31 protein-coding genes and 1 pseudogene are annotated in these 26,961 nt (G+C 65.0%); 20 read left to right on the top strand and 12 right to left on the bottom strand.

Annotated elements, in window-relative coordinates; translation table 11 throughout:
* Positions 1–321: 321 nt before the first annotated feature.
* The 5 genes and pseudogenes from MU848_RS11175 to MU848_RS11155 all read right to left on the bottom strand — a co-directional run.
* Positions 322–600 (bottom strand): annotated as a pseudogene (locus MU848_RS11175) (tyrosine-type recombinase/integrase); the annotation flags it as partial.
* A gap of 97 nt (positions 601–697) precedes the next feature.
* Positions 698–1,294: a GntR family transcriptional regulator gene (locus MU848_RS11170; protein ID WP_281494414.1), complete on the bottom strand. Its 597-nt coding sequence runs from the start codon at positions 1,292–1,294 to the stop codon at positions 698–700.
* Between the two features lie 12 nt (positions 1,295–1,306).
* Positions 1,307–2,368, bottom strand: coding sequence for a phytanoyl-CoA dioxygenase family protein (locus tag MU848_RS11165; RefSeq protein ID WP_247231929.1), 1,062 nt, complete (start codon positions 2,366–2,368; stop codon positions 1,307–1,309).
* A 79-nt stretch (positions 2,369–2,447) separates the two neighbouring features.
* Positions 2,448–2,846, bottom strand: a complete 399-nt coding sequence (locus MU848_RS11160; RefSeq protein WP_230463281.1) for a type II toxin-antitoxin system VapC family toxin — start codon at positions 2,844–2,846, stop codon at positions 2,448–2,450.
* The gene (locus MU848_RS11155) at positions 2,843–3,088 is read right to left on the bottom strand and encodes a type II toxin-antitoxin system VapB family antitoxin (protein WP_196225646.1); all 246 of its coding nucleotides are present in this window, start codon (positions 3,086–3,088) and stop codon (positions 2,843–2,845) included. The genes MU848_RS11160 and MU848_RS11155 overlap by 4 nt, the downstream gene beginning before the upstream one ends.
* An 83-nt stretch (positions 3,089–3,171) precedes the next feature.
* Between MU848_RS11155 and MU848_RS11150 the strand changes: the two genes are divergently transcribed.
* A complete protein-coding gene (locus tag MU848_RS11150) occupies positions 3,172–3,732 on the top strand; it encodes an SOS response-associated peptidase family protein (protein ID WP_230463282.1) in 561 nt (186 codons plus the stop codon).
* Between the two features lie 471 nt (positions 3,733–4,203).
* Here MU848_RS11150 and MU848_RS11145 read toward each other — a convergent pair whose 3' ends face one another.
* The 5 genes from MU848_RS11145 to MU848_RS11125 form a co-directional block, all read right to left on the bottom strand.
* Positions 4,204–5,445 (bottom strand): tyrosine-type recombinase/integrase, encoded by a 1,242-nt coding sequence (locus MU848_RS11145; RefSeq protein ID WP_247231927.1) that lies wholly within the window; start codon positions 5,443–5,445, stop codon positions 4,204–4,206.
* A 132-nt stretch (positions 5,446–5,577) separates the two neighbouring features.
* Positions 5,578–6,273, bottom strand: coding sequence for a tRNA (guanosine(46)-N7)-methyltransferase TrmB (gene trmB / locus MU848_RS11140; RefSeq protein WP_247231926.1), 696 nt, complete (start codon positions 6,271–6,273; stop codon positions 5,578–5,580).
* Positions 6,274–6,449: 176 nt separating this feature from the next.
* Positions 6,450–7,655 carry a methionine adenosyltransferase gene (metK, locus tag MU848_RS11135; protein ID WP_097091120.1) on the bottom strand — a complete coding sequence of 402 codons (1,206 nt, stop codon included), beginning with the start codon at positions 7,653–7,655 and terminating at the stop codon, positions 6,450–6,452.
* Between the two features lie 59 nt (positions 7,656–7,714).
* Positions 7,715–9,307: an apolipoprotein N-acyltransferase gene (lnt, locus tag MU848_RS11130; RefSeq protein ID WP_247231946.1), complete on the bottom strand. Its 1,593-nt coding sequence runs from the start codon at positions 9,305–9,307 to the stop codon at positions 7,715–7,717.
* A gap of 11 nt (positions 9,308–9,318) precedes the next feature.
* Positions 9,319–9,954: a YqaA family protein gene (locus tag MU848_RS11125; RefSeq protein WP_097091122.1), complete on the bottom strand. Its 636-nt coding sequence runs from the start codon at positions 9,952–9,954 to the stop codon at positions 9,319–9,321.
* 143 nt (positions 9,955–10,097) lie between these two features.
* On the opposite strand from MU848_RS11125, the gene MU848_RS11120 reads away from it, so the two are divergent.
* Together MU848_RS11120 and MU848_RS11115 are read left to right on the top strand one after the other, a co-directional pair.
* Positions 10,098–10,901 (top strand): hypothetical protein, encoded by an 804-nt coding sequence (locus MU848_RS11120; protein ID WP_247231924.1) that lies wholly within the window; start codon positions 10,098–10,100, stop codon positions 10,899–10,901.
* 253 nt (positions 10,902–11,154) lie between these two features.
* Positions 11,155–11,724: a hypothetical protein gene (locus MU848_RS11115; RefSeq protein WP_247231922.1), complete on the top strand. Its 570-nt coding sequence runs from the start codon at positions 11,155–11,157 to the stop codon at positions 11,722–11,724.
* A gap of 204 nt (positions 11,725–11,928) precedes the next feature.
* On the opposite strand, the gene MU848_RS11110 is transcribed toward MU848_RS11115, so the two are convergent.
* Positions 11,929–12,387 (bottom strand): acetyltransferase, encoded by a 459-nt coding sequence (locus MU848_RS11110; protein ID WP_247231920.1) that lies wholly within the window; start codon positions 12,385–12,387, stop codon positions 11,929–11,931.
* An 89-nt stretch (positions 12,388–12,476) separates the two neighbouring features.
* Between MU848_RS11110 and MU848_RS11105 the strand changes: the two genes are divergently transcribed.
* The 9 genes from MU848_RS11105 (at position 12,477) to MU848_RS11065 (ending at position 18,906) form a co-directional block, all read left to right on the top strand.
* Positions 12,477–13,811, top strand: a complete 1,335-nt coding sequence (locus MU848_RS11105; protein ID WP_247231918.1) for a DNA-packaging protein — start codon at positions 12,477–12,479, stop codon at positions 13,809–13,811.
* Positions 13,812–13,873: 62 nt separating this feature from the next.
* Positions 13,874–14,212 carry a hypothetical protein gene (locus tag MU848_RS11100; RefSeq protein WP_097091125.1) on the top strand — a complete coding sequence of 113 codons (339 nt, stop codon included), beginning with the start codon at positions 13,874–13,876 and terminating at the stop codon, positions 14,210–14,212.
* A gap of 266 nt (positions 14,213–14,478) precedes the next feature.
* Entirely contained in the window at positions 14,479–15,606 is a 1,128-nt protein-coding gene (locus tag MU848_RS11095; protein ID WP_247231916.1) for a phage portal protein, read from the top strand.
* A gap of 98 nt (positions 15,607–15,704) precedes the next feature.
* Positions 15,705–16,025, top strand: coding sequence for a DUF6127 family protein (locus tag MU848_RS11090; RefSeq protein WP_201513399.1), 321 nt, complete (start codon positions 15,705–15,707; stop codon positions 16,023–16,025).
* Positions 16,022–16,435 carry an HK97 family phage prohead protease gene (locus MU848_RS11085; protein ID WP_201513400.1) on the top strand — a complete coding sequence of 138 codons (414 nt, stop codon included), beginning with the start codon at positions 16,022–16,024 and terminating at the stop codon, positions 16,433–16,435. Before MU848_RS11090 ends, MU848_RS11085 begins: the two co-directional genes overlap by 4 nt.
* Before the next feature lie 124 nt (positions 16,436–16,559).
* Positions 16,560–17,675 (top strand): phage major capsid protein, encoded by a 1,116-nt coding sequence (locus tag MU848_RS11080; protein WP_247231914.1) that lies wholly within the window; start codon positions 16,560–16,562, stop codon positions 17,673–17,675.
* A gap of 63 nt (positions 17,676–17,738) precedes the next feature.
* On the top strand, positions 17,739–18,314 hold the full coding sequence (locus MU848_RS11075) for a head-tail connector protein (protein WP_449325347.1): 576 nt from the start codon (positions 17,739–17,741) through the stop codon (positions 18,312–18,314).
* Positions 18,311–18,508, top strand: coding sequence for a hypothetical protein (locus MU848_RS11070; protein WP_247231912.1), 198 nt, complete (start codon positions 18,311–18,313; stop codon positions 18,506–18,508). Before MU848_RS11075 ends, MU848_RS11070 begins: the two co-directional genes overlap by 4 nt.
* Positions 18,505–18,906 (top strand): DUF3168 domain-containing protein, encoded by a 402-nt coding sequence (locus MU848_RS11065; protein ID WP_247231909.1) that lies wholly within the window; start codon positions 18,505–18,507, stop codon positions 18,904–18,906. Before MU848_RS11070 ends, MU848_RS11065 begins: the two co-directional genes overlap by 4 nt.
* A gap of 330 nt (positions 18,907–19,236) precedes the next feature.
* On the opposite strand, the gene MU848_RS11060 is transcribed toward MU848_RS11065, so the two are convergent.
* Positions 19,237–19,566 carry a hypothetical protein gene (locus tag MU848_RS11060; RefSeq protein ID WP_201513405.1) on the bottom strand — a complete coding sequence of 110 codons (330 nt, stop codon included), beginning with the start codon at positions 19,564–19,566 and terminating at the stop codon, positions 19,237–19,239.
* A gap of 54 nt (positions 19,567–19,620) precedes the next feature.
* On the opposite strand from MU848_RS11060, the gene MU848_RS11055 reads away from it, so the two are divergent.
* From MU848_RS11055 to MU848_RS11020, 8 genes are all read left to right on the top strand, one after another.
* Entirely contained in the window at positions 19,621–20,028 is a 408-nt protein-coding gene (locus MU848_RS11055) for a phage tail tube protein (RefSeq protein WP_097091129.1), read from the top strand.
* Positions 20,025–20,336: a gene transfer agent family protein gene (locus MU848_RS11050; RefSeq protein WP_247231907.1), complete on the top strand. Its 312-nt coding sequence runs from the start codon at positions 20,025–20,027 to the stop codon at positions 20,334–20,336. The genes MU848_RS11055 and MU848_RS11050 overlap by 4 nt, the downstream gene beginning before the upstream one ends.
* Complete coding sequence (locus MU848_RS11045; RefSeq protein WP_247231905.1) at positions 20,333–20,530, top strand: phage tail assembly chaperone; 198 nt, start codon at positions 20,333–20,335, stop codon at positions 20,528–20,530. Before MU848_RS11050 ends, MU848_RS11045 begins: the two co-directional genes overlap by 4 nt.
* A gap of 120 nt (positions 20,531–20,650) precedes the next feature.
* Positions 20,651–21,202, top strand: a complete 552-nt coding sequence (locus MU848_RS11040) for a tail tape measure protein (RefSeq protein WP_247231903.1) — start codon at positions 20,651–20,653, stop codon at positions 21,200–21,202.
* Positions 21,199–23,529: a DUF2460 domain-containing protein gene (locus MU848_RS11035; RefSeq protein ID WP_247231901.1), complete on the top strand. Its 2,331-nt coding sequence runs from the start codon at positions 21,199–21,201 to the stop codon at positions 23,527–23,529. The genes MU848_RS11040 and MU848_RS11035 overlap by 4 nt, the downstream gene beginning before the upstream one ends.
* A complete protein-coding gene (locus MU848_RS11030) occupies positions 23,526–24,341 on the top strand; it encodes a DUF2163 domain-containing protein (RefSeq protein WP_247231899.1) in 816 nt (271 codons plus the stop codon). Before MU848_RS11035 ends, MU848_RS11030 begins: the two co-directional genes overlap by 4 nt.
* On the top strand, positions 24,338–24,760 hold the full coding sequence (locus MU848_RS11025; protein WP_247231897.1) for a peptidoglycan endopeptidase: 423 nt from the start codon (positions 24,338–24,340) through the stop codon (positions 24,758–24,760). The genes MU848_RS11030 and MU848_RS11025 overlap by 4 nt, the downstream gene beginning before the upstream one ends.
* Positions 24,748–26,943, top strand: a complete 2,196-nt coding sequence (locus MU848_RS11020) for a phage tail protein (protein WP_247231895.1) — start codon at positions 24,748–24,750, stop codon at positions 26,941–26,943. The genes MU848_RS11025 and MU848_RS11020 overlap by 13 nt, the downstream gene beginning before the upstream one ends.
* Positions 26,944–26,961: the final 18 nt, after the last annotated feature.

The raw sequence follows: 26,961 nt of genomic DNA, 5'->3' as shown, positions 1-26,961 counted from the left end.
AGCGGCGAAGTGGATGGCGGGCTGGTCTGGGCCGGGCTCGGCATCGGGCTGATGGACGACATTCCTACTTGCGCCGAATTGATCGAGCGCATCGTGGATGAATGCCGCGAGGCGCTGGGCCGCGCCGTGGAGCTGACCGGGGAGGCATGAGCATGGGCTATAATACGATCCGCTACGACCCCGAAGATGACGGCGTGCTGCCGCTGACGCCGAACTGGTCTGTCTCCGAAACCGAACGGACGAGCGGTTTGGGGGAACAAGAAACCGCCTACCGAATGGCAAGTAATAGCGCGTGCCAGATCCGAGTTCAGAGTCCGGTGCCTCCGCCGGGATCAAGGCGTCCTCCCCATCGACTCCGTGATAGCTGACGGTGCTTTCAATCTTCGTATGCCCAAGCAAGATCTGGACCGCGCGCAGATTTCCGGTGGCTTTGTAGATGATCGATGCCTTCGTCCTCCTCAGCGAGTGCGTGCCATAATCCTTGCTTGGCAGGCCGGCGCCTGTGACCCACTGATCCACTAGGCGGGCATGCTGGCGGGTGCTCATATGGGTCGCGTGATCCGTGCGGCTCGGGAAGGCATAATTCTCCAGGCAGCCCCCTAAAAACGCGCCACTGTCACTCTCCCTTCATCGCGAAACTGAATCAGAAATCACGCCCGTTGGAAATCCCATTTTTGGGTATGTAACCTAGAGTCCGTCAGCGCTTTAGCAATTGGAGATACCGGCTGACCTTCAACTTGCGACGGCGATGATAAGCTCGCACGAGCGATGCCAGAGGCTTACTGTCGCTTAGGGCAAAAGCATCCTCTAGCATCGTGAGCTCATGGGTGACATCGCTGAAGATCCTGTCTTCGACTGCGCGGAGCGGCGCAAGGCGATCATTGTTTGAGGCAATGGCGGCAATGAACTCCCGATTTTCCTCCCGCCCAGCTATCCGATAGAAAAGATCTGCTGTCTGCTCCGCTATATTCATCGGATCGCTAAGACGGCTCGCTTCCTTCCTCGGTGGCAAATTCGACCGTAGCACTTGAAGAACGATATGGCCGTTCCATCCCAAGAGGTCCCGGATGGTTGCTTCATCAAGCGTCGGTACGGAGAAGCCGTCACCCGGGGAGACTTGGACAAGCCGTTCTCCGGCAAGGCGGTTGAGGACGTCTCTCACAGGCGTGATGCTGGCATGTAGTTCATCGGCGATGCGTGAAGCCTCCAAGCGATATCCCATGGGATACTGCCCTGCGCGCAATTTTGCTTTCAACGCTCGATAGACTCGCTCAAGAACAGGCGCTGGGCTCATCGGGAATCGGGCTCAAGGGATATGCAGCCATGGCCGAACCTCTCCACTGCGTTGTCTTGCAAGAATATCCTCAACCATCATCTCCTGGTCGGGCCGCAGGGCGTCAATGGCGCCAGGAAGAGGGGAGACGTCGTCGCTCAACAAGAGGGAAGGACAGCGCCCCTCATAATTCCCCAGGTTGGGTCGATGTTGAGCATAGCCCGCCAAACCCGCCAGCTCGATGCTGAAAGTCCGGGCGACTTCAGGTGGATAGGCAAGCCAGAGATTTTCATAGGGCTTGAGCCATCCGAGCGAATAACCGAATATGACTGCTCGTCGCGCAGCCGAGCTGACATTGGCGCCGGCACCGTGAAGGGTGGACCCCAGAAAACAGATTGCTGATCCGGGAAGGCATTCAGCTATGACCGGCGGGGCGGGGTGACTTTGCGTTATCCCGTGCGCGCCATGGCTGCGCGGGTAGAATTCCGTGCCGCCATTCTCCCTCGTGAAGGGCGAAAGCGGCCAGATGACGTTGACCAGATATTCGTGCTTCCCTTTTTCGCCTTGCCACATGTCGTGATCGCGGTGGGGAACCTGGGCCAAGGCGCCCGGATGAATTTCGATGGCTTGTGCAACGTTCATTTGTATGCGGTCGCATGCCTCGCCCAGCATCGTGAACGCCTCGCAAGCCGCGCTCTCGCGCCAGATGCCCGCGATGCAGAACCATGGGTGATCCCTCATGGTGAACAGCCATTTGTCGAGCCGCTTCTGTTTCGGGTCTGCCGGATCGGTGAATTCATAGAAGCCGTCGGCCAGGATCAGGCAGCGGTGCGAACTGAAGGCGCGGCCCTCGCTGCGGAAATTATAAACAGGCTTGCCCCTCGGCCCCGGCCAGCTCCAGCGCCTGTTCACCAGTTCGCCGATGCCTCGTTCGCCTTCAACGGAACGGAGGATGGGCGCCATGTCGGTGATCTTGATGTCCTCGCGCGCGGGCACATTGGGCGTGCCTTCAGGCATTTTGATCTTGATCTGCAGACTTTCAAAATCCTCGGCGATCGAGGCGATATCGACCTCAAGGCGGTAGTCGTTGCACATTGCATGATCCTCACCAGCTGCGCCTCTTGCGCCCGGCTATCCAACGGATAGGGTTGGTCTCATGGCGGGCCTTGCTCCTCTAGGCTGTTTCGATGTCGGTCTGAGGAAAGTCGTCGCCCTTGTAGAGGAGCGGCACACCGGCGATCCGGGCACAGGCATAGGCAAAGCAGTCGCCGAAGTTGAGCGAAGCCGAATGCCGTGACTTTCCATAGCGATTATAGGCATCGATCGCGTGATTCCGGGCCTCTGGCGGCACCGCTGTGACCTGAATTTCGGATAGGACCAGAAATTCTTCTACGGCTTCATGAGCATGACCAACCTCCAGGTCGAGGATTCGAGAAACCGCCAGGACCGTCTCCCAGACGGCGAGAGGGGATGTGATACGGATGCGTGCCTTCTGGAGCCGAGCCAACAGCTCCGGAGCGTCGCCTTCGTCAGCCAATATTGCTGTAAGAGCAGACGCGTCCACGAACATCATGGTTCACCGTAGAGGCTGTCGATAAATTCCTTGTCGGCCGTTCGTCCCGCAGCAGGTCCAGCTTCAGCACGCAGCGAACGGGCAAAAGCCAATCCGCGTTCCACCAGCGAAGGCATTTGTTGCTCGCGCTCGAGCTCGTGTCGCAAAGCCCGACGAACGGCTTCGGTCTTGCTCACTTTCTGCAGCACGGCGAGGCGTTCTGCCATCCGGTTCACTTCATTATCCTTGACGTAAAGTGACATGGGATATCCTCCAACAGGTAGGATATACTTTATATGTATCGGTGGAACAACACCCATGGACGCCGGAACGTGAACCAGTCACGATGCACCTTGCTGTCAACCTTCGTTCTCTGTATGTTCTTATGATGGACTCGAACGCAAATCCATTCGATACGGCCGCTGTGGGAAGCCGGCGTGCGATCATCAGGCGAAACCCCGATGACGTGACTGAGATCGAGATGATCGAGGCGGTGTGGGGTTCCAATCCGCAGTTCAGTGACGGCATATCCTACGAGTTCATCCGTGCCGAAGGAAAGCGCTTTGCCAGCAACCGCTGCCTGGTTCCGGCGTCCGAATTCCACATCCGCAATGGCGAGAAGAAATTTCGCGCCTTCAGGGAAGATGGCAATTTCTTCTATTTGGCTGCGATCTGGGAGCCGCCCATGGGTGACTGGCCGGTCAGCTATCGTATCCTCACGGTCGACGCCAATCCTGAGGTGATGCGCTATCAGGCTCGCCATGGCGCGATTATCGAGCGGCGTCAGGTCATGCAGTGGTTAGACCTGACCCGTCCCGAGGCAGAACTGCTCGTGACGCCACCGGCTCGGATGTTCCGAATCGAGGATATTTTGACGAAACCGGTTCAGACCAGCCTCGCCCTCTGATCGAGGCAGCGAGCGTGCGGCGACGGGTCACGGTAGCCAGGATGGTCAAGTTTATGCCGAGCATCCGCTAGCGTGATCGGCGGTGAAAAACGGCACGGCCGAACATCGCAAAGGCTGCAATGAACGCCCATCGGAACCCGAAGGCCAGGACCTCGGTCGGCCAAACCGGGTGGCCGCCGAAGCGAGCGATCGACAGCGTGAGGGCGCTAAGAGTGACGAGCGCCAACAGGAGCCAGATCGGGCGAGAATGCATGCCTCGCACTGCCACGGCTGGCGGCAAAACTCCAGATCGCGCTGCATCAATTGTCCAGCGAGCCCGATTCGGCAGTCAGATGCCATGATTAGGAAATCAGGTAGCAGCGAACTGAAAGTAACCGATCGGGCCTGCCGCAGCAAACCTCTCCATTGGCTTTGCAAACCCGATCCCTCTTGGTCACATCCTCCGCTCTCCGAATCAGAGGACGCAAGAAATCATGCGACCAACCGGAGATAGTCTTCGCTCCCGACATCAGAATCTGCTGCGATTATTTGCGACAAGTGATCGTTCCAGGCCTCAAGCGCGGCTCGCTTTTCATCGCGCCAATCGTGTCGTTGATAGATCCCCGCCACGCCGGACCGAGCCAAGCCTACGTGATTCAGCACAGCCTCGGTAACTTCGAACCGGACACCCAGACGTTGGAAGTTCGTCGCCAGGGTGCGTCTGAGATCATGCAAACGCCAAGGGGGCAAGGCGAACCCGCGTTCTGCTGCTATTGCGCTGTCCACCTTCAGTTTGCCTTTGTGATAGCTGGTGAATGAGCCGCCCCTGGAGGTCAAAAAGAGCCTTCCATGGCCGGGCCACTGCGCTCCCTCGGCGACGTCATCAAGGACGCGGATGGCAAGGTCGTTCAGGGGGATCGTATTCGCCTTGCCATTTTTAGTCCGTGTACCGGGAAGGGTCCAAAGCTTTTCGGCGCGATCGAGCTCCTCCCATGCAATCCTCGACACCTCTTCTCGGCGTTGGCCGGTTACAATGAGGAGCCGAACTATCGGACCGAAACAGGGATCTGCTGTAGGAGCGTGCTTCCAGATTCTTTTAAGCTCATCGTCGGCGAGCCAGCGCTCCCGTGGCGTGACAGGAGGCGGCGTCTCCATACCTTCCGTAGGACTGCGCTCGAGATCGCCTCGGCTGACGGCCCAGCGAAACATGCGTCTGATCACTGCGAAGACATCTCGCCGCTTGGCGATCTGACTGACGGGCATGGCGTCGAGAACAGCGGCTATGTCGGATCGGGTGATCTGCGGCAGCGGTTTGTTCTTGAGTATGGGCTTAACATGCAGTCGGAGGGAGCGCTTCACCATTTTTGTCCACCCCTCTCCCCTCACTGAATTGCCGAAGAGATCCGCGTAGTTGGAGAAGGCGAGATCGACGGCCTCCCGCCGCCGCAATTTGTCTGCTTCGACCGGGTCTCGGCCTTGCGCGACAAGGATCAGGAGGCGCTCTGCTTCGGTGCGAGCGGTCGTCGGTGTCCAGGGGGATCCGTGCCTACCAATTGTATATCGCCGCGTAGCAGCCTCACGACCGCCCATCCTGTATTGGACAACGTAGGAGATGGCTCCTGATTTTGTGAATTTGGCCCCGAACCCTTTGGTTTCGAGGTCCCATACAAAGCCGACGTACCCTTTGGACACCAACGAATCGATGGTCCGCTTTGTGATCTTTCCGTTCGCCAATTTGGGGCCTCCCGCCAAGCGTGCCGAGTAATCACCGGGTAATCACCGTAGCGGAAAACACTGCTAAAAGACTACCAGGCTGGCGTAGGCACGTCGAAGAAAAACCCTTCTTTTTCAACGCTATAGTAGGATCTACCTACGTCTCCAGCGCATATACCAGACTTCGTGGCCGAGGCGGCGGGCCTTGGCTTCGTAGCGGGTTTCGGGCCAGCCGCCGGGGCGGGTAAGGAAGTCCCTGGGCTCGCTGGCCAGCCAGTCGAAATCGGGGTGGCCGTTCATCACCATCATCGCCCAGCGCAGATAGACGGGATGGTCGGTGCCGAAGCGGAACTCGCCGCCGGGCTTGAGCTTCCGGGCGATCATTTCCACCGGGCCCGGGTTCATCATGCGGCGCTTGGCATGACGCGCCTTTGGCCAGGGATCGGGATGGAGGAGGTAGACGAAGCTGAGTGCGCCATCGGGAATGCGCGCGAGGACCTGAAGCGCGTCGCCCATATGGACGCGGATGTTGCCCAGGCCCTGCTCGCGGATGTGGCCGAGCGCGGTGACGACGCCGTTCAGGAACGGCTCGCAGCCGATGAAGCCATGATCGGGCAGCAAGTCGGCGCGGTAGGCGAGATGCTCGCCGCCGCCAAAGCCGATCTCGAAATGGAGCGGACGATCATAGCCGAACAGATTGGCGGCGGTGACTTCGCCCTCTTCGGGGACGGAGAGGGCGGGGAGCAGGGCGTCGACCAGCTGCTGCTGACCCGCGCGCAGCTTGTGGCCTGACTGGCGGCCATAGAGGCGGTTGAGCGTGGTGGGGTCGCCGGATTTGTGCGCGGTCATGGGCGGGCGCTTAGCGGGGTGGAGCTATCGGGGCAAGTGGCGCGCGCCCTCCGACAGGCTCAGGACGAACGGAGGTCGAGGGCGTGTCATCCCGTCATCCGCCGGGATGAGGCAAAGCAAAAGGCGGCGCGCAGGATTGCCCGCGCGCCGCCTTCTGATGCGATGAGAAGGGAGGCTTAGAGCGCGGCCTTCAGCTTTTCGACGAGGTCGGTACGTTCCCAAGGGAAGAAATCGCCTTCCGCCTTGCGGCCGAAATGGCCGTAGGCTGCGGTGGGGCGGTAGATGGGCTTGTTGAGGCCAAGATGGGTGCGGATGCCGCGCGGGGTGAGGCCGCCCAGTTCCTTGATCGACAGAATCGCTTCCTCGATCTTCGCGTCGTCGAGGCTGCCGGTGCCGTGGGTGTCGACATAGAGCGACAGCGGTTCGGAGACGCCGATGGCGTAGGCGAGCTGGATCGTGCAGCGGCGGGCGAGGCCAGCAGCGACGATGTTCTTGGCGAGATAGCGGGTGATGTAGGCCGCCGAACGGTCAACCTTGGTGGGGTCCTTGCCGGAGAAGGCGCCGCCGCCATGGGGCGATGCGCCGCCATAGGTGTCGACGATGATCTTGCGGCCGGTGAGGCCTGCGTCGCCATCCGGGCCGCCGATTTCGAAGCTGCCGGTGGGGTTGATGTGATAGACGGTTTCGTCGGAGAGCAGCTCGCCGGGCAGGACTTCGGCGACGACGCCCTTCACATAGTCCTTCAGTTCCGCTTCCTTTTCGCCCTGGTCGTAACCAGCGGCATGCTGGGTCGAGACGACGATGGCGGTGGCGGCGGTGGGCTTGCCATTTTCGAAGCGCAGCGTGACCTGGCTCTTGGCGTCCGGCTCAAGAAAGGGCGCGCGGCCGGAGTGGCGGTCATGCGCCATCTTAGCCAGGATCTTGTGGCTGTAGTCCAGGGTCGCGGGCATGAGGTCGGGCGTTTCGTCGCAGGCGAAGCCGAACATGATGCCCTGGTCGCCAGCGCCTTCATCCTTGTTGCCGGCGGCGTCGACGCCCTGCGCGATGTGGGCGGACTGGGCATGGAGGTTGTTTTCGAAGCGCAGGGTCTCCCAGTGGAAGCCGTCCTGCTCATAGCCGATGCGCTTTACGGTTTCGCGGACGGTGCGCTCAATCTCTTCCTGCGCGCCGGGTGCCCACTGGTCATTTTCGTAGACGCCCTTGCAGCGGATTTCGCCTGCCAGCACGACCAGCTGCGTGGTGGTCAGCGTTTCACAGGCGATGCGGGCTTCGGGGTCCTTGGACAGGAACAGATCGACGATGGCGTCGGAAATCTGGTCCGCGACCTTGTCGGGATGGCCTTCGGAGACGGATTCCGAGGTGAAGAGATAGTTGCTGCGCATGAGACTCCCGTAAGCCAGCTGGCGTGAAAGGCGACATAAAGAAAAGTTTATGTGCCCTATTAGCCCTTCACCCTGCGGATGGCAATGGCCAGTCCGGCCAGCAGCGCCATGAACAGGATCGACGCCCAGTTACCCAGATGCGCGAACAGCGTCGGCGGGAGTGCGGGAGGGAGCGCGCCTTCCAGATATCCGGCGCGGTGGAGGCCGAGCGCGCGCTGAACATGGCCGCGCGCGTCGATGACGGCGGACACGCCGGTGGGAGTGGAGCGGATGATGGGCATGCCTTCTTCGATCGCGCGCAGGCGGGCTTGCGCGAGGTGCTGGACCGGGCCCCAGCTGCCGAACCAGGCGTCGTTGGACGGGTTGAAGAGGAAGGCGGGGCGGTTCTTCGCGTCGATCACCTGACCGGAGAAGATGATCTCGTAACAGATTTGGACGCCCATGCTGAGTTGCGGGCGGCCAAGCGTGGCGGGGAGGGTAAGGCTTTGCGGGCCGGGGCCGGGCCAGAAGTCAGCGTCTCCGGGGACAAGGCGGGAGAGGCCGATCGGCTGGAGAAGCGCGCGCATGGGGAGATATTCGCCATAGGGGACGAGATGCGCCTTGTCATAGCGGCCGAGCAGCTGCGCCTGGGGTGAGACGATGAAGAGGCTGTTGGCGGCTCCCGCGAGCGCATTGGTGATGACGCCGTCTTTCTCGACTTGCTTGAAATAGACCTTGGTCGCGCCGGTCATCAGCAGGTCGCCGGGGCCGAGCAGGCTGGCAAGACGCGCGCGCCATTGCGGTTCCATGTCGAGATAGGCAGGGATGGCGGCTTCGGGCCAGAAGATGAGGCGCGGGGCGGGGCGCGGCTGGCCGGAAAGGGCGGCGAGGGTGCGGAAGTGGGCTTCTTCCAATTCGGGCGAGTATTTTTCGTCCTGGCCTATGTTGGGCTGGACGACGCGGATCAGCGGGGCGCCTGCGGGGGTGGGAGGGGCCTGGGTGAGTTGGCCCCAGATTGCGAGGGCGCAGAGGGGGACGGCGATGGCTGCGGCGGGAACGAACTGGCGCTTAATGACGAGGAAGATGGCTCCGGCGGCGAGGATGGCGAGGGCGCTGACGCCATAGGTGCCGATCAGGGTGGCGGCTATGGTGATGCCGGTGGGGAGCAGGGTCACGCCGAGCGGGTTCCAGGCGAAGCCGGTGAAGACGAGGGCGCGGAGATACTCGCTGATGAGCCACGTGGCGGCAAAGAGGAGGATAAGGGGGAGGTTGTTGCGCGCACGATGCGCGCGGCCCACCCCCGGCCCCTCCCGCAGGCGGGAGGGGAGTATTTGGGACAACCACCATGCCCCTAGTGTTGCCAGCCCCGGATAAGCCGCGAGATAGAGGGACAGGAGGACGACCGCGCCATAGCCGAACCAGTGCGGCATGGCGTCCTGGAAGGTGAAGGCGTGGGCGATCCAGTTGAGGCCCAATGTGAAGTGGCCGAGGCCGAACAGCCAGCCGCGCGTGAAGGCGGCGCGGCGGGTGGGGGCGCCTTCGATCAGCCACAGGAGCAGCGCGAAGCAGGCGAGGGTGACAGGCCAGAGCTTGAGCGGTTCAAATCCGGTTGCCGCGACGAAACCGGCGAGCAGGGCGGTGAGCCTTGGGAAGCGGGCGGGCAGCTGCATCATCGGGCGAAAAGTCAGCGGATCGTGGCCATGGTGGCGTTGCTGCACGTGTCGCTCTTGTCCCCGCCGCCCGAAAGCATCGATGCCGCGATGAAACCGCCGACAACGAGGACGAGGAAAGCTGCGGACAGGAGGCCGAGATATTTCTCGATGAACGCCTTTATGGGGCGGCCGAATTTCCAGAAGAGGAAGCCGACCAGCATGAATTGGAAGGCGCGGGACAGGATGCTGGCCCAGATGAAGGTGAAGAGCGAAAGGCCGATGAAGCCAGAGGTGATGGTGATCAGCTTGAACGGGATGGGCGTCGCGCCCTTCACCAGGATGATTTCAGCGCCATATTCGCGCAGATAGCAGGCGGCTACCGGGAATTTCGCGGCGAGGCCCAGCGCGTCGAGGATCTGCTGTCCGACGGCTTCGTAGAGGAAATAGCCGATCGCATAGCCGAACAGGCCACCCAGCACCGACGCGAGGGTGCAGATGATGCCGAAGCGGATCGCCCTTTCGGGCCGCGCAAGGCACATGAGGCCGAGCAGCGGATGCGGGGGGATCGGGAAGAAGCTGGATTCCATGAAGGATATGGCGAAGAGCCAGCGTTCGGCATGGGCGTGGGCGGCTTTGGCCAGCGTCCATTGATAAAGCTTGGTGAGCATTGGAGGCGGGCCTAGCGGAGATTGCAAGGGACCGCCAGCGCTTTCATCCCATTACGGAGTCGCAACATCGTGAAGACGTTGACGCGGTCGGAGCGGCTGGGCATCACCCCTGTTCTCCGCAGCAGCAGCCCGGCCCGACTTCAGTGACGATCTCCAACATATCATGGCCGAAATTGCGCGAGCGTGGCGGGGGATTGATCTTTGCGCTGGGGCTGAACGCACTGTTGGTGCTGGCGCTGCTGACGTTGGCGCCCGCGCTTGATCCCGAGAAGGTCGATCCGCGCAATCCGGTGACGTTCGAAATGGCCGCTTCGCCTGAACCTGAAGCGGAGAAGAGCCCGGAGCGGACCGAAAAGAAAAAGAAGGAAGAAGCGGCGGCGCCGGAGAAGAAGAAGGTCGAGAAGCCCGAGGAGCCGCGCAAGCCGGTCGAGAAGCCCGTCGAAACACCGGTCGAAAAGCCAATCGTGACCTTGCCCGTGCAGCCCAAGATGCCGTTCCTGCAACTGGACAGCGCGCAGATGGCGGCGGCCGATATCGGCAAGATGCCGAAGAAGGACGACAGCCAGAGCGCAGGCACCGCTGGTCAGGGGAATAGCCGCGTGGCGGCAGGGCCGGGGGAAGGGCCGGGCGGCGTCCAGCTGTTCGAGGCGGAATGGTATCGGCGGCCGACGCCTGCGGAGCTTGGCGGTTACATGCCGCCCAATGCGCCCGCTGGTGGATGGGGGTTGGTGGCGTGCAAGACGGTGGAGAATTTCCGGGTCGAAAATTGCCAGGCGCTGGGAGAATCGCCGCAGGGTTCGGGCTTTGCCCGCGCGGTGCGGCTGGCGGCGTGGCAGTTCCTGGTGCGGCCGCCGCGCGTCAATGGGAAGGCGATGGTGGGCAGCTGGGTGCGCATCAGGATCGACTATAGCCGCGCGCCTGCCAGTGGCGGTGGTGCGGGCATGTGAGTGCGGTTGGGGCCCTGATAGAATTGTGATCTTTAATAACCTATATGGATGATGGTTGTAGGGGATTTGGCGAGTGAGTGGATAAAAATAGGGGGAATGGCGAACCTATATGGAACATTTCTCTTGACATCGTGACGCTCTTCTGGCAGAGATGTCGATATTGGGAATTGTGAGTCGCCGGGACGGTGACGCGGCAGGGGCTGGTCCGAAAGGAACCGGCCCTTTTCTGTTGGGGAAAGCGGAGGGCGAGGACATGGCGGATCAGAATGGCGCGAAGGTGGTGCGGCGCTTTTCCGGCAAGGCCAGCGATGCGCCGGACAGGGCGCTGACGGTGCAGCGCAGCCAGCGCGGATCGGCTGGCAGCGGCGCGCAGTTGCGGGCGGTGCGCAAGGATGGATGGACCGCCGAGCGGCGGAAGGTCTTCATGGAGACGCTGGCCGCCACCTGCAATGTGAGCGAGGCGGCGCGGGTGGCGGGCAAGAACCTGTCGAGCGCCTATTATCAGAAGCGGCGCGACCCCGGCTTTGCGCGGGAATGGGCGCAGTCGTTGAGCGTCGGCTATGGCGAACTGGAGGCGCTGCTGCTGCGGCAGGCGCTGTTCGGCACGGAGGAGGAAGAGGTCGTGCTGGACGGCGAGGGGATGGTGAAGAGCCGGAAGGTGAAGCGCGGGCATCCCAATGCGGTCGGGGTGCGGCTGCTGCTGCAGCATCGGCGCGAGGTTGGGGAGAAGCTGGCGGCGGAGACTGTGGACCGGCCGGACGGGGCGGATGCGGTCGAGCGGTTGCGGGCGGCGCTGGAGAGGGTGCGGGAGAGGCGTGGGTGAGGAGGAAGTGTTGGGTGAGGCGGCTTTCCTTCTCCCTCTCCCCTTCAGGGGTTGATGAGAGGCACGTGACTCTCATCGAGGTTGGGGAGAGGGGAGCGGCGGTGGAGCTTGCGTTCCCCTCTCCCGCCTTCGCTTTGCTCGGCACCTCGGCCAGAGTCACGAGCCTCTGGCCGACCCCTGAAGGGGAGAGGGAAATGCGGTTGCTTACCGCGCCGCTTCGGGAGCGTGGCGCAAGTGAAGGAGAGGGTAAGGCCTGCCTTGGCCATCCCTTTCCGATCTGCCGGTTCGGGCGAAGCCCATGCGTTCGTAGAAGGTGACGGCGCCTTCATTCTGTTCATTGACGTCGGTCGTCATGGCCGGGTGGAGGGCGAGACCGTGATCGACGAGCGCGCGGCCTACGCCTTTGCCGTGCCACGCCGGGTCGATGAAAAGGGCGTCCATGTGCGTGCCGTCGATCAGCATGAATCCGACCGCGCGGTCATCGGCATCGGTGGCGAGCCATGCGGGGGATTGCGGCAGGAAGCCGGACACTTCCGCATCGATCGCCTGGCGGTCGGCGGGATCGAGGAAATCATGGGTTGCGTCGACGGCGCAGCGCCAGATGTCGAGCAGGCGAGCGCCATCGGCGGCGCGGGCGGGGCGGATCGATATCATGGGCGGCATATAGGGACGCAGCGGAGCAGGCGAAAAGGCGCATGATCAAAAAAAGGCCAAAATGAGGCACTTGGGCCGGTGAGGGGAGTGAATGGCCGATGGGTGGCATGTCGGATTTCGAGAGATTGGCGGCCCTGCCCGATGCGGCGCGCGAGCGTGTGCTGGCGGGGTTGAACGGCGCGGCGGCGCAGGCGCTGGAACATGATTGGGAATGGCTGGCCCGGCCCGAGCAGCTGGCGCCCGAGGGCAGCTGGCGCATCTGGTTGATGATGGCCGGGCGCGGATTTGGCAAGACGCGGGCCGGGGCGGAATGGGTGCGGCGGATTGCGGAGAATGACAGCGCCGCGCGGATCGCGCTGGTCGGCGCGACCCTGGGCGAGGCGCGTAGCGTGATGGTGGAGGGGCCATCGGGACTGCTGTCCATTGCGCCGTGGTGGAACCGGCCCATCTTTTCGCCAGCGCTGCGGCGGCTGGTGTGGCCCAATGGCGCGATGGCGCTGCTGTTTGGCGCGGCGGATCCGGAATCGCTGCGTGGGCCGCAGTTCAGCCATGGCTGGGCGGACGAGATCGCGAAATGGCCGCTGGGAGAAGCGGCGTGGGATAATATGATGATGGGGATGCGACTGGGGCGCGCTCCACAAGTGATGGCGACGACGACGCCACGGCCGGTGCCGCTGGTACGCGGGCTGGTGGCGCGGGACGGCGCCGATGTCGCGGTGACGCGGGGGCGGACGGCGGACAATGTGGTCAACCTGGCCGAGGGCTTCGTTGCGGCGATGGAGCAGAGCTATGGCGCGACGCGGCTCGGGCGGCAGGAACTGGACGGCGAGCTGATCGAGGAGGTCGAGGGCGCGCTGTGGAACCGGGAACTGCTGGAGCGGTGCCGGGTGGCGCATGTGCCGGGCGGCGGGGATGGCGGGGCGTTGCTGTCGCGCGTGGTGATCGGGGTCGATCCTCCGGCTTCGGTACATGGCGATGCTTGCGGGATCGTGGTGGCCGGGATGGGCGGCGATGGGCGGGCCTATGTCATTGCCGATGCGAGCGTCGAGAAGGCGAGCCCGGAAAGCTGGGCGCGGGCGGTGGCGCAGGCAGCGGCGCTGCATGGCGCGGACCGGGTCGTTGCCGAAGCCAATAATGGCGGGGCGATGGTGGAGAGCGTGCTGCGCGCGGCGGAGGCGGCGCTGCCGGTGCGGCTGGTTCATGCCAGTCGGGGCAAGGCGGCGCGGGCCGAGCCTGTGGCGGCGCTGTATGAAGCCGGGCGGGTCCGGCATCGGGGAGCCTTCTGGGCATTGGAGGATGAGATGTGCGGTCTGATCGCCGGGGGCGGCTATGTCGGGCCGGGGCGGTCGCCGGATCGGGCGGATGCGCTGGTGTGGGCTCTGACCGAGTTGATGCTGGGACGGCGCGGCGATGCGCGGGTGCGGGCGGTTTGAGGAACCGGGCTGACCGGCGCGGCGTATTATCCCAAGTCAAGTTTTTCGAGGGAGTTAGGCTGATGAAACTGGCCAGGATCATGATGGTGGCGGCTGGCGCGACTTTGGTTGCCACGCCGGTGATGGCTGCGTCGCTCAATAGCAAGGAGCGGGCGCGGGTGGCGCGGGCGGCTCCGCGTGACCGTGATGATGTGCGCTACTGCCTGTTGCAGGCGAAGAAGGGGCGCGATCGAGGGACGGTGATCGGCGCGGCTGGCGGCGCTGGCGTGGGTGCGCTGGCGGGCGGGAGCCTGGGTGAGTCCCTGCTCGCCGGTGCGGCTGGGGCAGTGGCCGGGCGTGTTATTGGGAAGAGCGAGGGGACTAATGCCGAATGTGATCGGGTGTTGCGGCGTAATCCCTGAGTAGGTGGGCGGTAAGTCCTTTCTGTCATCCCGGGCTTGACCCGGGATCCCGCTTCTTCTTCCGCAATATGGACAAGGAAGCGAGACCCCGGGCCAAGCCCGGGGTGACAATCTCAAGATAGTAGGTTGGGTGAGGGCGTTCCCCTCTCCAGGTTCCGTAGGCGGCGGGGCGTGCCCCTCTCCAAGTTTCGCTAGGCGGCTGTCGCCGCCAAGCTTCACTATCCTCTCCCCTGAAGGGGAGAGGATTTTTGTTTTGTGGGGTCTTCATGAAATTTTTCGGGGCGAAGGCCGCGCGGGGTGGCGCGCGGCCGGTGTTGGCGCGTGCCTGGGGTTCGGGCGCGGTGGCCTTGGGGGAGTGGCCTGCTTCCTATGAGGCGCAGGTGCGCAGCGGCGTGCTTGGCAATCCGGTGGCGCAGCGCGCCCTGCGGCTGGTGTCGGAAGGGGCGGGGGCCACGGCTTTGCTGGCGAGCGGGGTGGAGGAGGAAGAGCGCGGGCCTGTGCTGTCGCTGCTGACGCGCTGTTCGGCGGGGCAAAGTCTGGTGGAGACGCTGGCGAGCCATTTGCTGCTGCATGGCAATGGTTATGTGCAGGTGATGACGGGAGCCGATGGCAAGCCGGTCGAGCTTTATGCGCTGCGCCCCGAGCGGGTGAGCGTGGAGGCGGACGCGCGGGGGTGGCCTGCGGCCTATCTTTATCGCGTGGGGGACAGCGTGACGCGGCTGCTGCCCGAGGATGGGACGGGGCGGGCGTCGATCCTGCATCTGAAGGCGTTGCATCCACTGGACGATCATTATGGGCTGGGCTGCGTGGGCGCGGCTGCTGGGGCGGTGGCGATCCACAATGCGGCGACGGTGTGGAACAAGGCTTTGCTGGACAATGCGGCGCGGCCTTCGGGCGCGATGGTCTATGATCCGGGCGACGGGTCGGTGATGAGCCCGGAGCAGTTCGAGCGGGTGAAACGCGAGATGGAGGTCGCCTTTTCCGGCGCGGCCAATGCGGGGCGGCCGATGCTGCTGGAGGGCGGGCTGGATTGGAAGGCCATGAGCCTGACACCGGCGGAGATGGACTTTGTGGGCCTCAAGGCTGCGGCGGCGCGAGAGATCGCCTTGGCCTTTGGCGTGCCGCCGATGCTGATGGGGCTGCCCGGCGACAATGCCTACGCCAATTATCGCGAGGCGAACAAGGCGCTGTGGCGGCAGACGATCCTGCCGTTGGTGGCGAAGATCTGCGGCGGGCTGGCGCAGGGGTTGCAGGGATGGTGGCCGGGGCTGGGCCTGGCGGTGGACCTGGATGCGGTGCCTGCGCTGTCGGATGAGCGGGCGGCTTTGTGGGAGCGGGTAGCTGCGGCTGACTTCCTTTCGGCGGATGAGAAGCGGGCGATGCTGGGGATTTGAGGTTCACGCGGAGACGCGGAGACGCGGAGGGTTTTTGAGGGCTGCCTTTGGCAGCCTTTTGCGTCTGTGGGTCTTTGCGCGAGGGAGGAGTGGGGCCGATGAAATATGATGGCGAGATGCTGGCGAGGCTGGTGGCTCAGGCTGAAGCGGCGCCGGGGCAGATGGACATGTTGATGATCCGCGCGCTGATCGAGGAGGCGAGTGAGTTGGGCGCGGGGCGGGCCCTGGAGCGGCTGGGGCTGAGCGATGGGCGTGCGGAGGGCGATGTGCGGGAGTTGCGCGAGCTGCTGTCCGCCTGGCGGGACGCGAAGAAGGCGGCGCGCGGGGCGGTGGTCGGCTGGGCGGTGCGGATCGTGATGGCGCTGGTGCTGCTGGGCGTGGCGGTGAAGGCCGGGCTGATCGGGATGGTCCGGGGATGAGCGGCCCGAGCGGAGGGGGCGATGTGCGGTTCGCTGGTTATGCGGCGGTGTTCGATCGGGTCGATCATGGCGGCGACGTGGTGCGGCCGGGCGCTTTTGCAGGCGTGGCGGCGGGGGTGCCTTTGCTGTGGCAGCATTTGCCGGGCGAGGCGATCGGGACGGTCGAGCGAGTGGAGGAGGATGCGCGCGGATTGCGGGTGATCGGGCGCGTGTCGGGGCGGACTGGCGCGGGGAGGGCGGCTGCGCGGGCGTTGAAGGAGCGCGCGGTGGATGGGCTGTCCTTTGGCTATCGGGTGCGGGAGGCGCGGGGGGCTTCGCCGCGAGAATTGCTGGCGCTGGAGCTGGTGGAGGTGAGCGTGGTGACGCACCCGATGCAGCCTTTGGCGCGGGTGATTGCGGTGGAGAGGTAGCGCCTCTCCCCCTCATCCAACTTCGCCTAGCCAGGAAGCTGGCGAGGCTTCGTATCCTTCTCCCTCGAGGGGAGAAGGTTTGATGGGCGGTCCTTTGGGGCCGCCTTTTTTGTGGGAGTGGTTGATGACGGATCAGTTGGAAGCGAGCTTTGATGCGGTGGTGCAGGGTGAGCGTATCGAGGCGCTGGAGGGTGAGATCGCGGCGCTGAAAGGCGCGCTGGTGCAGCAGCAGCGGCCTGCGCTGGATGGGGTGAAGGGTGGGACGTTCGATCCCAAGCGGGCGGCCTTTGTCGATCGTTACTTGCGGCAGGGGCTTGAGGCCGGGGTTGAGCTGAAGAGCTTTTCCGGCGCGACTGGCGCTGCGGGCGGCTATGCGGTGCCGCGCGAGATCGACCAGATCATCGATGCGACGCTGAAGGGCATTTCGCCGATCCGGTCGATCGCCAATGTCGTGCGCACGGGCAGCGCTGGCTATCGCAAGCTGGTGACGTCGGGCGGCATCGTGTCGGGCTGGGCGAGCGAGACGGGTGCGAGGGCGGAGACGGGAACGCCCAGCTTCAATGAGATCGTGCCGCCCTATGGTGAGCTTTACGCCAATCCGGCCGCGTCTCAGGCGATGCTGGATGATGCGCAGTTCGACGTCGAAGGATGGCTGGCGGGCGAAATCGCGCGTGAGTTTGCGGCGGCGGAGGGTGCGGCCTTCGTCAACGGCAATGGCACGAACAAGCCCAAGGGCTTCCTGACCTATACGGCGACCAATGAGGCGGACGGCGTGCGTGCCTTTGGCTCGCTGCAATATGTGGCGTCGGGGGGCGCGGGCGCTTTTGCTGCGAGCAACCCGGAGAATAAGCTGATCGACCTCGTTCAGAGCCTGCGCGCGCCCTATCGCCAGGGGGCGTGCTTCGTCATGAATTCGGCGACGTTGTCCGCCATTCGCAAGATGAAGACGAGCGATGGCGCGTTCATCTGGCAGCCGTCGTTGGCGGCGGGGCAGCCTGCGACGCTGCTTGGCTATCCGGTGGTGGAGGCCGAGGACATGCCGGACATCGCGGCGGGTTCGCTGTCGATCGCCTTTGGCAATTTCCAGGCGGGCTATGTGATTTCGGAACGTAGCGAGACGAGCATCCTGCGCGATCCGTTCAGCAACAAGCCGTTTGTGCACTTCTACGCCGTGAAGCGGATCGGCGGCGCTGTTTCCAATTCGGAGGCGATCAAGCTGATGAAGTTCGCGGCTTCTTAAGCGGTGCCCTCATCCAACTTCGCCTAGGCCCAGTCGGGCCAAGGCTTCGTATCCTTCTCCCGCTTGCGGGAGAAGGATCATATTTCGTGGGAGGGGCGGTTGGTGCTGGTGCGGGAAGAGGCTGGGGCGGCGGGGGCGTCGCTTGGGCAAGTGAAGGAATATCTGCGGATTAGCGGCAGCGGCGAGGATGGCTTGTTGGAGGGACTGATCAAAAGCGCAACGGCGCTGTGCGAGCAGTTTTTGGGGCAGTGGCTGATCCTGGGTGAGGCCCGGGAGACGGTGCTGGCGGACGGAGGGTGGCAGCGGCTGTCGGCGCGGCCTGTGTCGGCGATCCTGGGAGTTGATGCGGTGGGGCCGGATGGCGCGGGGCAAGCGCTGCCCGTCGATGCCTATTCGGTGGATATCGATGCGTCAGGCGATGGCTGGGTGCGGGCGCGGCCTTTGTCCGGGCAGCGGGTGCTGGCGGTGCGCTATCGCGCGGGAATGGCGGAGGATGCGGACGGGTTGCCCGAGCCGATCCGGCAAGGGATCGTCCGGCTGGCGGCGGAGCATTTCTCCGCGCGTGGAGGTGAGGTTGCGAGCCCGCCTGCGGTGGTGAGCGCACTGTGGCGGCCGTGGCGGCGGATGCGGCTGGCATGAAGGTCGTGGCGCTGGCGCGGCTGGCGGAGGAGCGCGCCCGACGGCGGCAGCGCGAGGTGGCCGAGGCCATGCTGGCGGCGGGGGTGGAGGATGCGCGGATCGAGGGGGATGCGGTGCTGCTGTCGGGACGCGGGCTGATGCGGCGATGGCTGGGCGCGCTTGATCTGCGCGATTGGGCGAGGGGTGGGCGATGAGTGCGGAAGTGACGGTGCGCGCTGCGGTGATTGCGGCTTTGACGGAGGACGCGGCTGTGATGGGCGGCCTTAATGGGCTGTTCAACGGGCAGCCGCTGCGAGCGAGCGTGCCCTATGCGGTGGTGGGCGAATGTATCGCCAGCGACTGGGGCGCGAAGGAAGTGGACGGGCGTGAGTTGCGGCTGACAATTGGGCTGCATGACGCTGGTGAGACGCCGGGGCGGTTGGCGGCGCTGCTGGAGCGGATCGATGCCGTGATGCAGCTTCTGGAATTTGCCGAGGGGTGGAGGATCGTCGGGGTGCGGTTGATCCGGTCCCGGGTGGTGAAGGGGCGCGAGAAGGAAACCTGGCAGGCGGTCGTGGATTATCGGGTGCGGGTGGTTCGGCAAGGCGGATGATTTTCGCGCGGAGACGCGGAGGCGCAGAGATGCTGCGCTGAAAGCACGGTCATGCCTGTTTCCGAACTCCCGTCCAGACGCGACCCGGCAGGGCAGGGCCGCAATATTCCATGGCGCTCCGCGTCTCCGCGTCTCCGCGTGATTAATTCTCGCGCAGAGGCGCAGAATGCGCAGAGCAGGAAGAGATGCTTCGGCGCGGATGGGATTGGGCTGATCAGAGGGTTGTCACGTCTCCCCGCTAACCCGGTTCTCGAGACACGGATTGCGCGACGCTTCTCGACTTCGCTCGAAACGAACGGAGGCGGCTGTGGGGAACTTCGTTCCCGTGCCTTAGCCGCCGGGCTTGGAGTAATCCTCGAACTCGCCGGTGATCTTGTCGACATATTCGGCGATCTGGTCGTCTGCGTCGGCCTGGGCGTCCTTGTCGGACATGCCGGTGGATTTGTCGTCAGCGACGATGGCGGCGCGGAAGGCGGCTTCCTTGGCGCTGCACTTGGATTTCAGCGTGGACTGGAAGTCGCCGAGCGTCAGTTTCTTGTCGAGCGCGGGGCCGACTTCCTTTGACAGGCACTCGGAATACGCCTTGCGGCCAGCGCCTACGGCATCGCCGCTTTGCGGGGTGGCGGCCAGCATCATCATGAGGGGAGCAGCGAACAGCATTCGAACCTCTCCAATCGCAATTCAGGCACGGTTTATCTTACGGGAGAATGCTCCATGGGAGTGGAAAAGGGAAGCGCGTTTCTGTTGAAAGTGGGCGACGGCGGGACGCCTGTCGCATACGCAACTGTCGCCGGAATGCGGACCACGCAGCTGTCGGTAAATGGCGAGGGCGTCAACGTTACGTCGAAGGATTCCGGCGGCTGGCGGGAGCTGCTGTCGGGGGCGGGGGTGCGGTCCGTCAGCGTGTCGGCAGCGGGCATCTTTACCGGGTCGGCGGCCGAGGTGCGCATTCGCAACCATGCGCTGGCGGGGACGATCGAGCAGTTTGAGCTGAGCTTCGAAAGCGGCGAGCGGATGCGCGGGCGCTTCCTGGTCACGCGGCTCGACTATGCCGGGGATTATAATGGCGAGCGCAACTATGCGCTGAGCCTGGAAAGCTCCGGCCCGGTGGTGTCGGAATGAGCGCGGCCAATAGGGCGAGGGGCGAGGCCGCGCTGGAACTGGCTGGCGAGACTTTGCGGCTGCGGCCGAGCTTTGCGGCGCTGGTGGCGGCGGAGCAGGAATTGGGGCCGCTGTTCGAACTGGTGGAGCGGGCGGCTGCGGGCAAGCTGTCGCTGTCCGACATGGCGGGGCTGTTCTGGCACTGCCTGGCCGATGCGCCCGAAGGGCTGACGCGTGAGAGGCTGGGCGAGGCGATCGTCGAGGCGGGGCTGGCGAAGCTGTCGCCGGTGCTGGGCAGCATCATCAGGCAGATATTGGGGGGACGATGAGCTTTTTCAAAGCGGCGGCGCGGCTGGCTGGCGTCGCGGGATGGCTGCTGGGCTGGCGGCCGGATGAGTTCTGGCGATCGACGCCGGTGGAACTGGAGGTGGTGCTGCGGGCCGCGAGGGGGGAGGAGGAAGAGATGGGTGTTGGGATGGATGCGGGGGAGTTGGCGCGGCTCAGGGGGGTGATGCCGGATTGAGGTGGATGCTTTCCGTTTCTCGACAGCACTCGAACGAACGGAGGTATCGTGTGGGGCACGCCCCCACCCCAACCCCTCCCCTGAAGGGGAGGGGCCTTTTTATGTGTGTGGGAGGTGGCGATGGACGAGGAAATCGAGACGCTGGTGGTGCGCGTTCGAGCGGATACGCAGGGCTTGTCGCGCGATGTGGAGGCGATGCGGGGGGCGTTGGAAGGGCCGTTGGCTTCGGGGGCGGAGCGGGCTGGGCGGCGGATTGAGCAGGGGTTGTTGCGGGCGGTGCGGAGCGGGCGCTTTGGTTTTGAGGAACTGAAGCAGGCTGCGTTGTCCGTGTTGGAGGAGATCGCCGCCGGAGCGGTGCGGTCTGGCGCGGCAAGTGTCGGCGGCGTGGGTGGTTCCCTGCTGACATTGGGTGCCGCCGCGCTGGGTCTGCCGGGGCGGGCGACGGGCGGGCCGGTGTCGCCGGGGCGCGCCTATGTGGTGGGCGAGCGGGGGCCGGAATTGTTCGTGCCGACGGCCAGTGGGCAGGTGGTCGCACATGGCGGCGGTGGCGGGCGTGATGTGCGGGTGAACATCGCCATGCAGGGGCGCGGCGAAGGGTTCGATAACGCCCGGATGCTGGCGCGGAGCGCGCGGCAGGTGGCACGAGCGGTCAGGGGGGCGCTGAACGGATGAGTGGGCTGGGCTATTGGCTGGCGGACGCGCGGCGGGGGCAGGAGGAGCGCTTTATGAAGCGTTTCGCGCCAACGCATTGGACGGTGAACTTCCCGCGGCCGATGATGGCAAGCGTGGTCACGACCGCGCCGGATGCACTGCGGGTGGACGCGGTTTTTTATGGGTCGGGCGATCTGGCGGGGCTGATCTGGGAGGCGGAGGACAAGTGGAGCCATCCGCTGCTGGCCTATGAGACGGCCCGCGATTTTCGTGCGTGCGTGCTGCGGTTCCGCTGGCGGAGCGGGGGGCTCAAGCGGCTGGACGAGGTGCATGGCCCGACGCTGACGATCGAGGGGCGGGATGCTGCGGGCAATCCGAGGTCCTGGTATGTGCGGCTGTGGAATTATGCGAGCGGCACGGCGGAAGATGCTGAAGTCGTTTTGGATTTCGCTGATCTGGATGGCGGGTTCCTGCTGCCGGGCGAAGCTGATCCGGTGTGGGCGGGCGATGTCGATCGGATGTTCATTTCACTTGGCTCCCCCGGCTACGACGCGGGGACGACAGCCTTTGTGGCGGGGGTCGAGGGATGGGCCGAGCTGTCCAACATGCGTTGCGACGGCGCGGGGTCTGTGCTGAGCGTCGGCGATGTGATCGTGCCCGAACATGGGCTGTCGATGGCGACCGGCTATGATGATTGTTTCAACCAGACGCCTGAGCGGATCGTCGAAGCGATCCATGCGCTGGGCTATCGGGGCGACATCAACCATTATGTGGGAATGAGCCATTATTTCCGGCTCGAACCGCTGGGCGGCGGATTTTACGTCAGCCTTGCCGGGGGCGTGCTGAATGCGCCTTGTGCGGCGTGGCATGCGGATTTTGCGCGGCGGGCGAAGGCGCTACGGCTGGGGGTGATCTGGTCGCTTTCCTATGAGCTGCTGGACGCGCATTGCTGGAACGACTGGAAGCAGCGGGCGGAGAATGGCGATCCGGCGCTGACCGGATGGTCGCCGCCTTCGACATTGCTGTCGCCCGCGCATGAAGGGGCGATGAGCTATTTGCGGCTGGTGGCGGGGGCCTTTGTTTCCATTGGTTTGAGCGCCGGGATTCCGATCAAGTTTCAGGTGGGCGAGCCATGGTGGTGGGTGATGCCTGCCGATGGGCGGATCTGCATTTATGACGCAGCGGCGCGGGCGGCCTTTGGCGGGAGCCCGGTGTCGATCAGCGATGTGCGGGGAGCTTTGAGCGGCCCGCAAAAGGCTCTGCTGGATCAGGCGGGGGCGGTGCTGGCGGCTTCGACGGCGGCGCTTTGTGCCTGGGTGAAGGGGTTGGCGCCGGGGGCGGTGACGCATTTGCTCGCCTATCTGCCAACCGTGCTTGATCCGCTGGCTCCGGAGGCGAAGCGGGCGAACATGCCTGTCGGCTGGGCGTCGCCCGCCTTCGATGTGCTGCAGCTGGAGGATTATGACTGGGTGACGGAGGGCCGTCCTACGCGCACGTCCAGGGGGATCGAGGTGGCGACGGCGCGGCTCGGCTATCCTGTCGAGGAGCAGCATTATTTTTCGGGCTTCGTGCTGCTGGGTGAGCAGGCGGCGCAGTGGCGGCAGATCGCTGACGCGGCGGATGCAGCGGTGCGGCGGGGGACGGCGGCGACCTTTGTCTGGGCGCTGCCGCAGGTGGCACGGGATGGCTTCACCTGCTTCAGACTTCAGGGGGATGATGAGATGCAAGCCTTTGACGATGTGGCGTTTCCGATCGCCATCGGGCGGGACGCGAGCTTGTCGCCTGCTTTTTCGACCCAGATCGTGGAGAGCCCGTCCGGGCATGAGCGGCGGAGCAGCGATTGGGCGGATGCGCGGCTGTCCTTCGATGCGGGGCCGGGCGTGCGATCGGAGGCGGACATTGTCGCGCTGATCGCTTTTTTCCGGGCGCGGCGTGGGGCGGCGCGGGGATTTCGTTTCAATGATCCTTATGATGATCGCAGTTGCGGGCCGGGAATGATGCCGACTGCGCTGGATCAGCGTCTGGGGACTGGAGACGGCGTGCGGACGGAGTTTCCGTTGCATCGCTATTATGGCGAGGGCGAGGAGGCGCAGGTGCGGCGCATCACCCGGCCGGTTGCGGGCAGCATCAGGGTGGCGGTGAATGGCGTCGAGATGATGAGCGGCTGGAGCCATGCGGGGCTGGGCGTGATCGCCTTTGACGAGGCGCCTGCGCCGGGCGCGCTGCTGACGGCGGGCTTCCGTTTCGACGTGCCGGTGCGCTTTGCAGAGGACAGGCTGGACATCAACCGCGCGACCTTTTCGGCGGGCGAGGCGCCTTCGGTGCCGCTGGTGGAGATACGGGAATGAGCGGGGTGGAGGCTTTGGACAAGCCGCTGTCGACGCTTGCCTTCTGTTGGCGGCTGGAGCGGCGGGATGGGGTGACGATCGGGCTCACCAGCCATGACCGGGATCTGGAGATCGGGCATGTCCGCTATCGCGCTGCGCCGGGGATGATGCCTTCGGCTATTCGCAGCGGGATCAGCGCGGAAGCGGGCGATACGGACTTGGCTGGCGCACTGATCGCCGATGCGATCAATGAGGCGGACCTGATGGCGGGGCGCTGGGATGGCGCCGTGCTGGAATTGCGCCTGACCGAATGGGAAGCGCCGGGCGTGCTGTGGTGGCTGCTGGCGAAGGGTGAGATCGGCAGCGTGGCGCGCAAGGGCGGGGCGTTCACGGCGGAGCTGGTGGGGGCGATGGCGGCGCTGAAGGCTCCGGTCGCGCCCTCTACATCGCCCGATTGCCGGGCGCGGCTGGGCGACCGGCAGTGCCGGGTCGATCTGGCGGCGCGGCGCAAGGTCGTGACGGTGGAGGCCGTCGATGATGTTGAGGTGAGCGCGGCGGGGTTGGCGGCAGGGGTCTATGCCTTTGGCACGTTGCGGTGGATGACGGGACCCAATGCTGGTGCGGTGCAGGGGGTGGTGGATAATGGGGCGAGCCTGCTTACCCTGTCGGACCCGCCTTCCTTTGCCGTCGCGCCGGGCACGCTGGCGCTGCTGACGGAGGGGTGTGACCGGCAGTTGGAGACATGCCGGGCGCGGTTCGGCAATGTCGTGAATTTCCGGGGGGAGCCCTATCTGCCGGGGACGGACCTGCTGACGCGCTATCCGGGCGCATGAGCAGCGGACAAGCGGACCGGATCGTCGCGGCGGCGCGCGGTCTGGTGGAGGTGCGCTTCCGCCTGCAGGGACGAAGCAGGGCGAGCGGCGTGGATTGTGTCGGGCTGGCGGCGCTTGCTCTGGCAGAGGCGGGGCATGAGGCTGCCCTGCCGCGAGGCTATGGGCTGCGGTCAGGAGACGAGGCGCTGGCGCGTGACTGGTTGACGCAGGCTGGATTGGTGGCTGTCGAGCGGCCCAAGGCGGGCGACCTGGCGCTGGTACGGCCGGGGCCGTTGCAATTGCATCTGATGATCCTGGTCCCTGGCGGGCATGTCCATGCCCATGCGGGGCTGGGACGCGTGGTCGAGACGCCGGGGCCTTCGCCCTGGCCCGTCATCGGCCATTGGCGGACGATAGAGGAGGAGACATGGCGACTTTAGTGCTGACGGCGCTCGGCACCGCCATTGGCGGGCCGCTGGGCGGGGCGATCGGCGGGCTGATCGGCAGCAGTTTCGATCAGGCGGTGCTGTTCAAGCCCAAGGGGCGCGAGGGCAGGCGGCTCACCGAATTGCAGTTGCAGACGTCGAGCTATGGCGCGCAGATTCCGAAACTGTTCGGAACCATGCGTGTCGCGGGCTCGGTGATCTGGGCGACGGACCTCAAGGAAAAGCGCAACCGGAGCGGCGGCGGCAAGGGGCGGCCGAGCGTCACCAGCTACAGCTATTCGGCGAGTTTTGCCGTGGCCTTGTCGGCGCGGCGGGTGCGGGCGGTGCGGCGCATCTGGGCGGACGGCAATCTGCTGCGCGGCGCGGCGGGCGATTTCAAGTCCGGACTGAACGCCTTTCGCCTGCACCTGGGCGGGGAAGATCAGGCGGCCGACCCGTTGATCGCTGCGGCGGAAGGCATTGCCAAGGCGCCCGCGCATCGGGGGATTGCCTATGCCGTGTTCGAGGACTTGCAGCTTGCCGATTTCGGGAACCGCATCCCTTCCCTGACCTTCGAAGTCGAGGCGGATGCGGGGATGGTGGCGATCGATACGGTGGCGATGGACCTGAGTGGCGGCCTGCTTGCCGCTGCTGGGGATGAGAGCGTGCAGGGGTTTGCGGCAGGCGGCACCGATGTGGTGGAGGCGATCACGCCGCTGGTGGAGGCGTGGGACCTTGCCTTTGCCGCTGGGGAAGATGGGCTGCGGCTGATCGGAACGGCTCGGGATGAGCCCGAGGCCGAGGTCGGCGAGGCTAAGCTTTGCAAGCGCGTCAATGGGCGAGCCATCGACGCTGTCGAGCAGACGGGCGGGAGCGTCGAGACGGTGCCGGTGGCGCTCGCCCTGCGCCACTATGATGCGGCGCGCGACTATCAGGCGGGGGTGCAGCGGGTGACGCGGCCAGGGACGGGGCGGATCGAACGTGGCATCGATCTGCCCGTCACCATGCCCGCCGATGCGGCACGACGGCTGGCGGCGCGACGTTTGGGCCATGACTGGACCGGGCGATCGGCCATGACGCTGCGGTGCGGGTGGGAGGCTCTGCGTCACGATCCGGGCGACATCGTGACAGTCGAGAATGTGCCCGGGCGCTGGCGGATCGAGGAGCGGGAATGGGAGGCGATGGCCGTGCGGCTGGCGCTGCGGCGGGTGCCTGGAGCCGGGGGTGTGTTGCCTGCGGGTGCATCATCCGGTTCCATCGTGCGGCAGGTGGATGATCCGCCGGGCCCCACATCGCTGATGCTGGTCGACCTTCCGCCGTTGCGGGACGCGGCCGCCACGGCGCCCTTGATCGCGGCGGCGGCAAGTGGCGGAGAAGGATGGCGGGGCGCGGCCCTCTTCGCGATGAGCGGTGCGGGGGAGGCTGACCCGGTTGGCCGCACGGCGCCCCGCGCGGTGATGGGGCAGGCGGACGAGGTCCTGGGGCAGGGGAGCTGCACGTTGATCGATGCGGTCAACAGCCTGCATGTGACGTTGCTGGCCGATGACATGGAACTGGGCGACGCGGATGAAGCGGCGCTGGCGCAGGGGCGCAATCTTTGCATGGTCGGACGGGAGCTTCTGCAATTTTCCCGTGCGGTGCAGACGGGCGCGGCGAGCTTCCGGTTGGAGGGGCTGCGCCGTGGGCTGTTCGGAACCGAGTGGGCTATGGCCGAACATGGCCCTGATGAGCCGTTTCTGTTGATCGGGGAGGAGCGGCTCGCCGAGCCATTTGCCGGGACGGGCAACAGTGAAATCGGCATGACGCTGCGCCTTGCGGCTCTGGGGATCGGTGATGCCGAGCCGGTGGAGGCGGAACTGGCCGTGAGCGGCGAGGCAGTCACTCCGGTAGCGCCCGTTCACCTGCGCGCCTTATCTGACGGAGCAGGCGGCTGGGACATTCGATGGGTGCGGCGCAGCAGGAGCGGCTGGCGGTGGGTCAGCGGGGCGGATGTGCCGATGGGCGAGGAAGGTGAGCGCTATGAACTGCGCGTTCTGGCGGCTGGCGCTTTGATCCGGCGGATAGAAACCGGGTCGGCGCAGTGGACTTACGAGGCCGCTGCCTTCGATGCCGACGGCGGGGGCGCTTTGACGATCGAGGTCCGGCAGATCGGGTCCTTCGCCCTGGGACGTCCCGCGCGCATCATGCTGCCTGGCTGATAATCGAGAATGGAAAGG

The sequence above is a fragment of the Sphingobium agri genome, assembly GCF_023051225.1.
GTDB lineage: Bacteria > Pseudomonadota > Alphaproteobacteria > Sphingomonadales > Sphingomonadaceae > Sphingobium > Sphingobium agri.
Note: the sequence above shows the minus strand (reverse complement) of the source record. Positions and strands in the feature narration are given on the sequence as shown.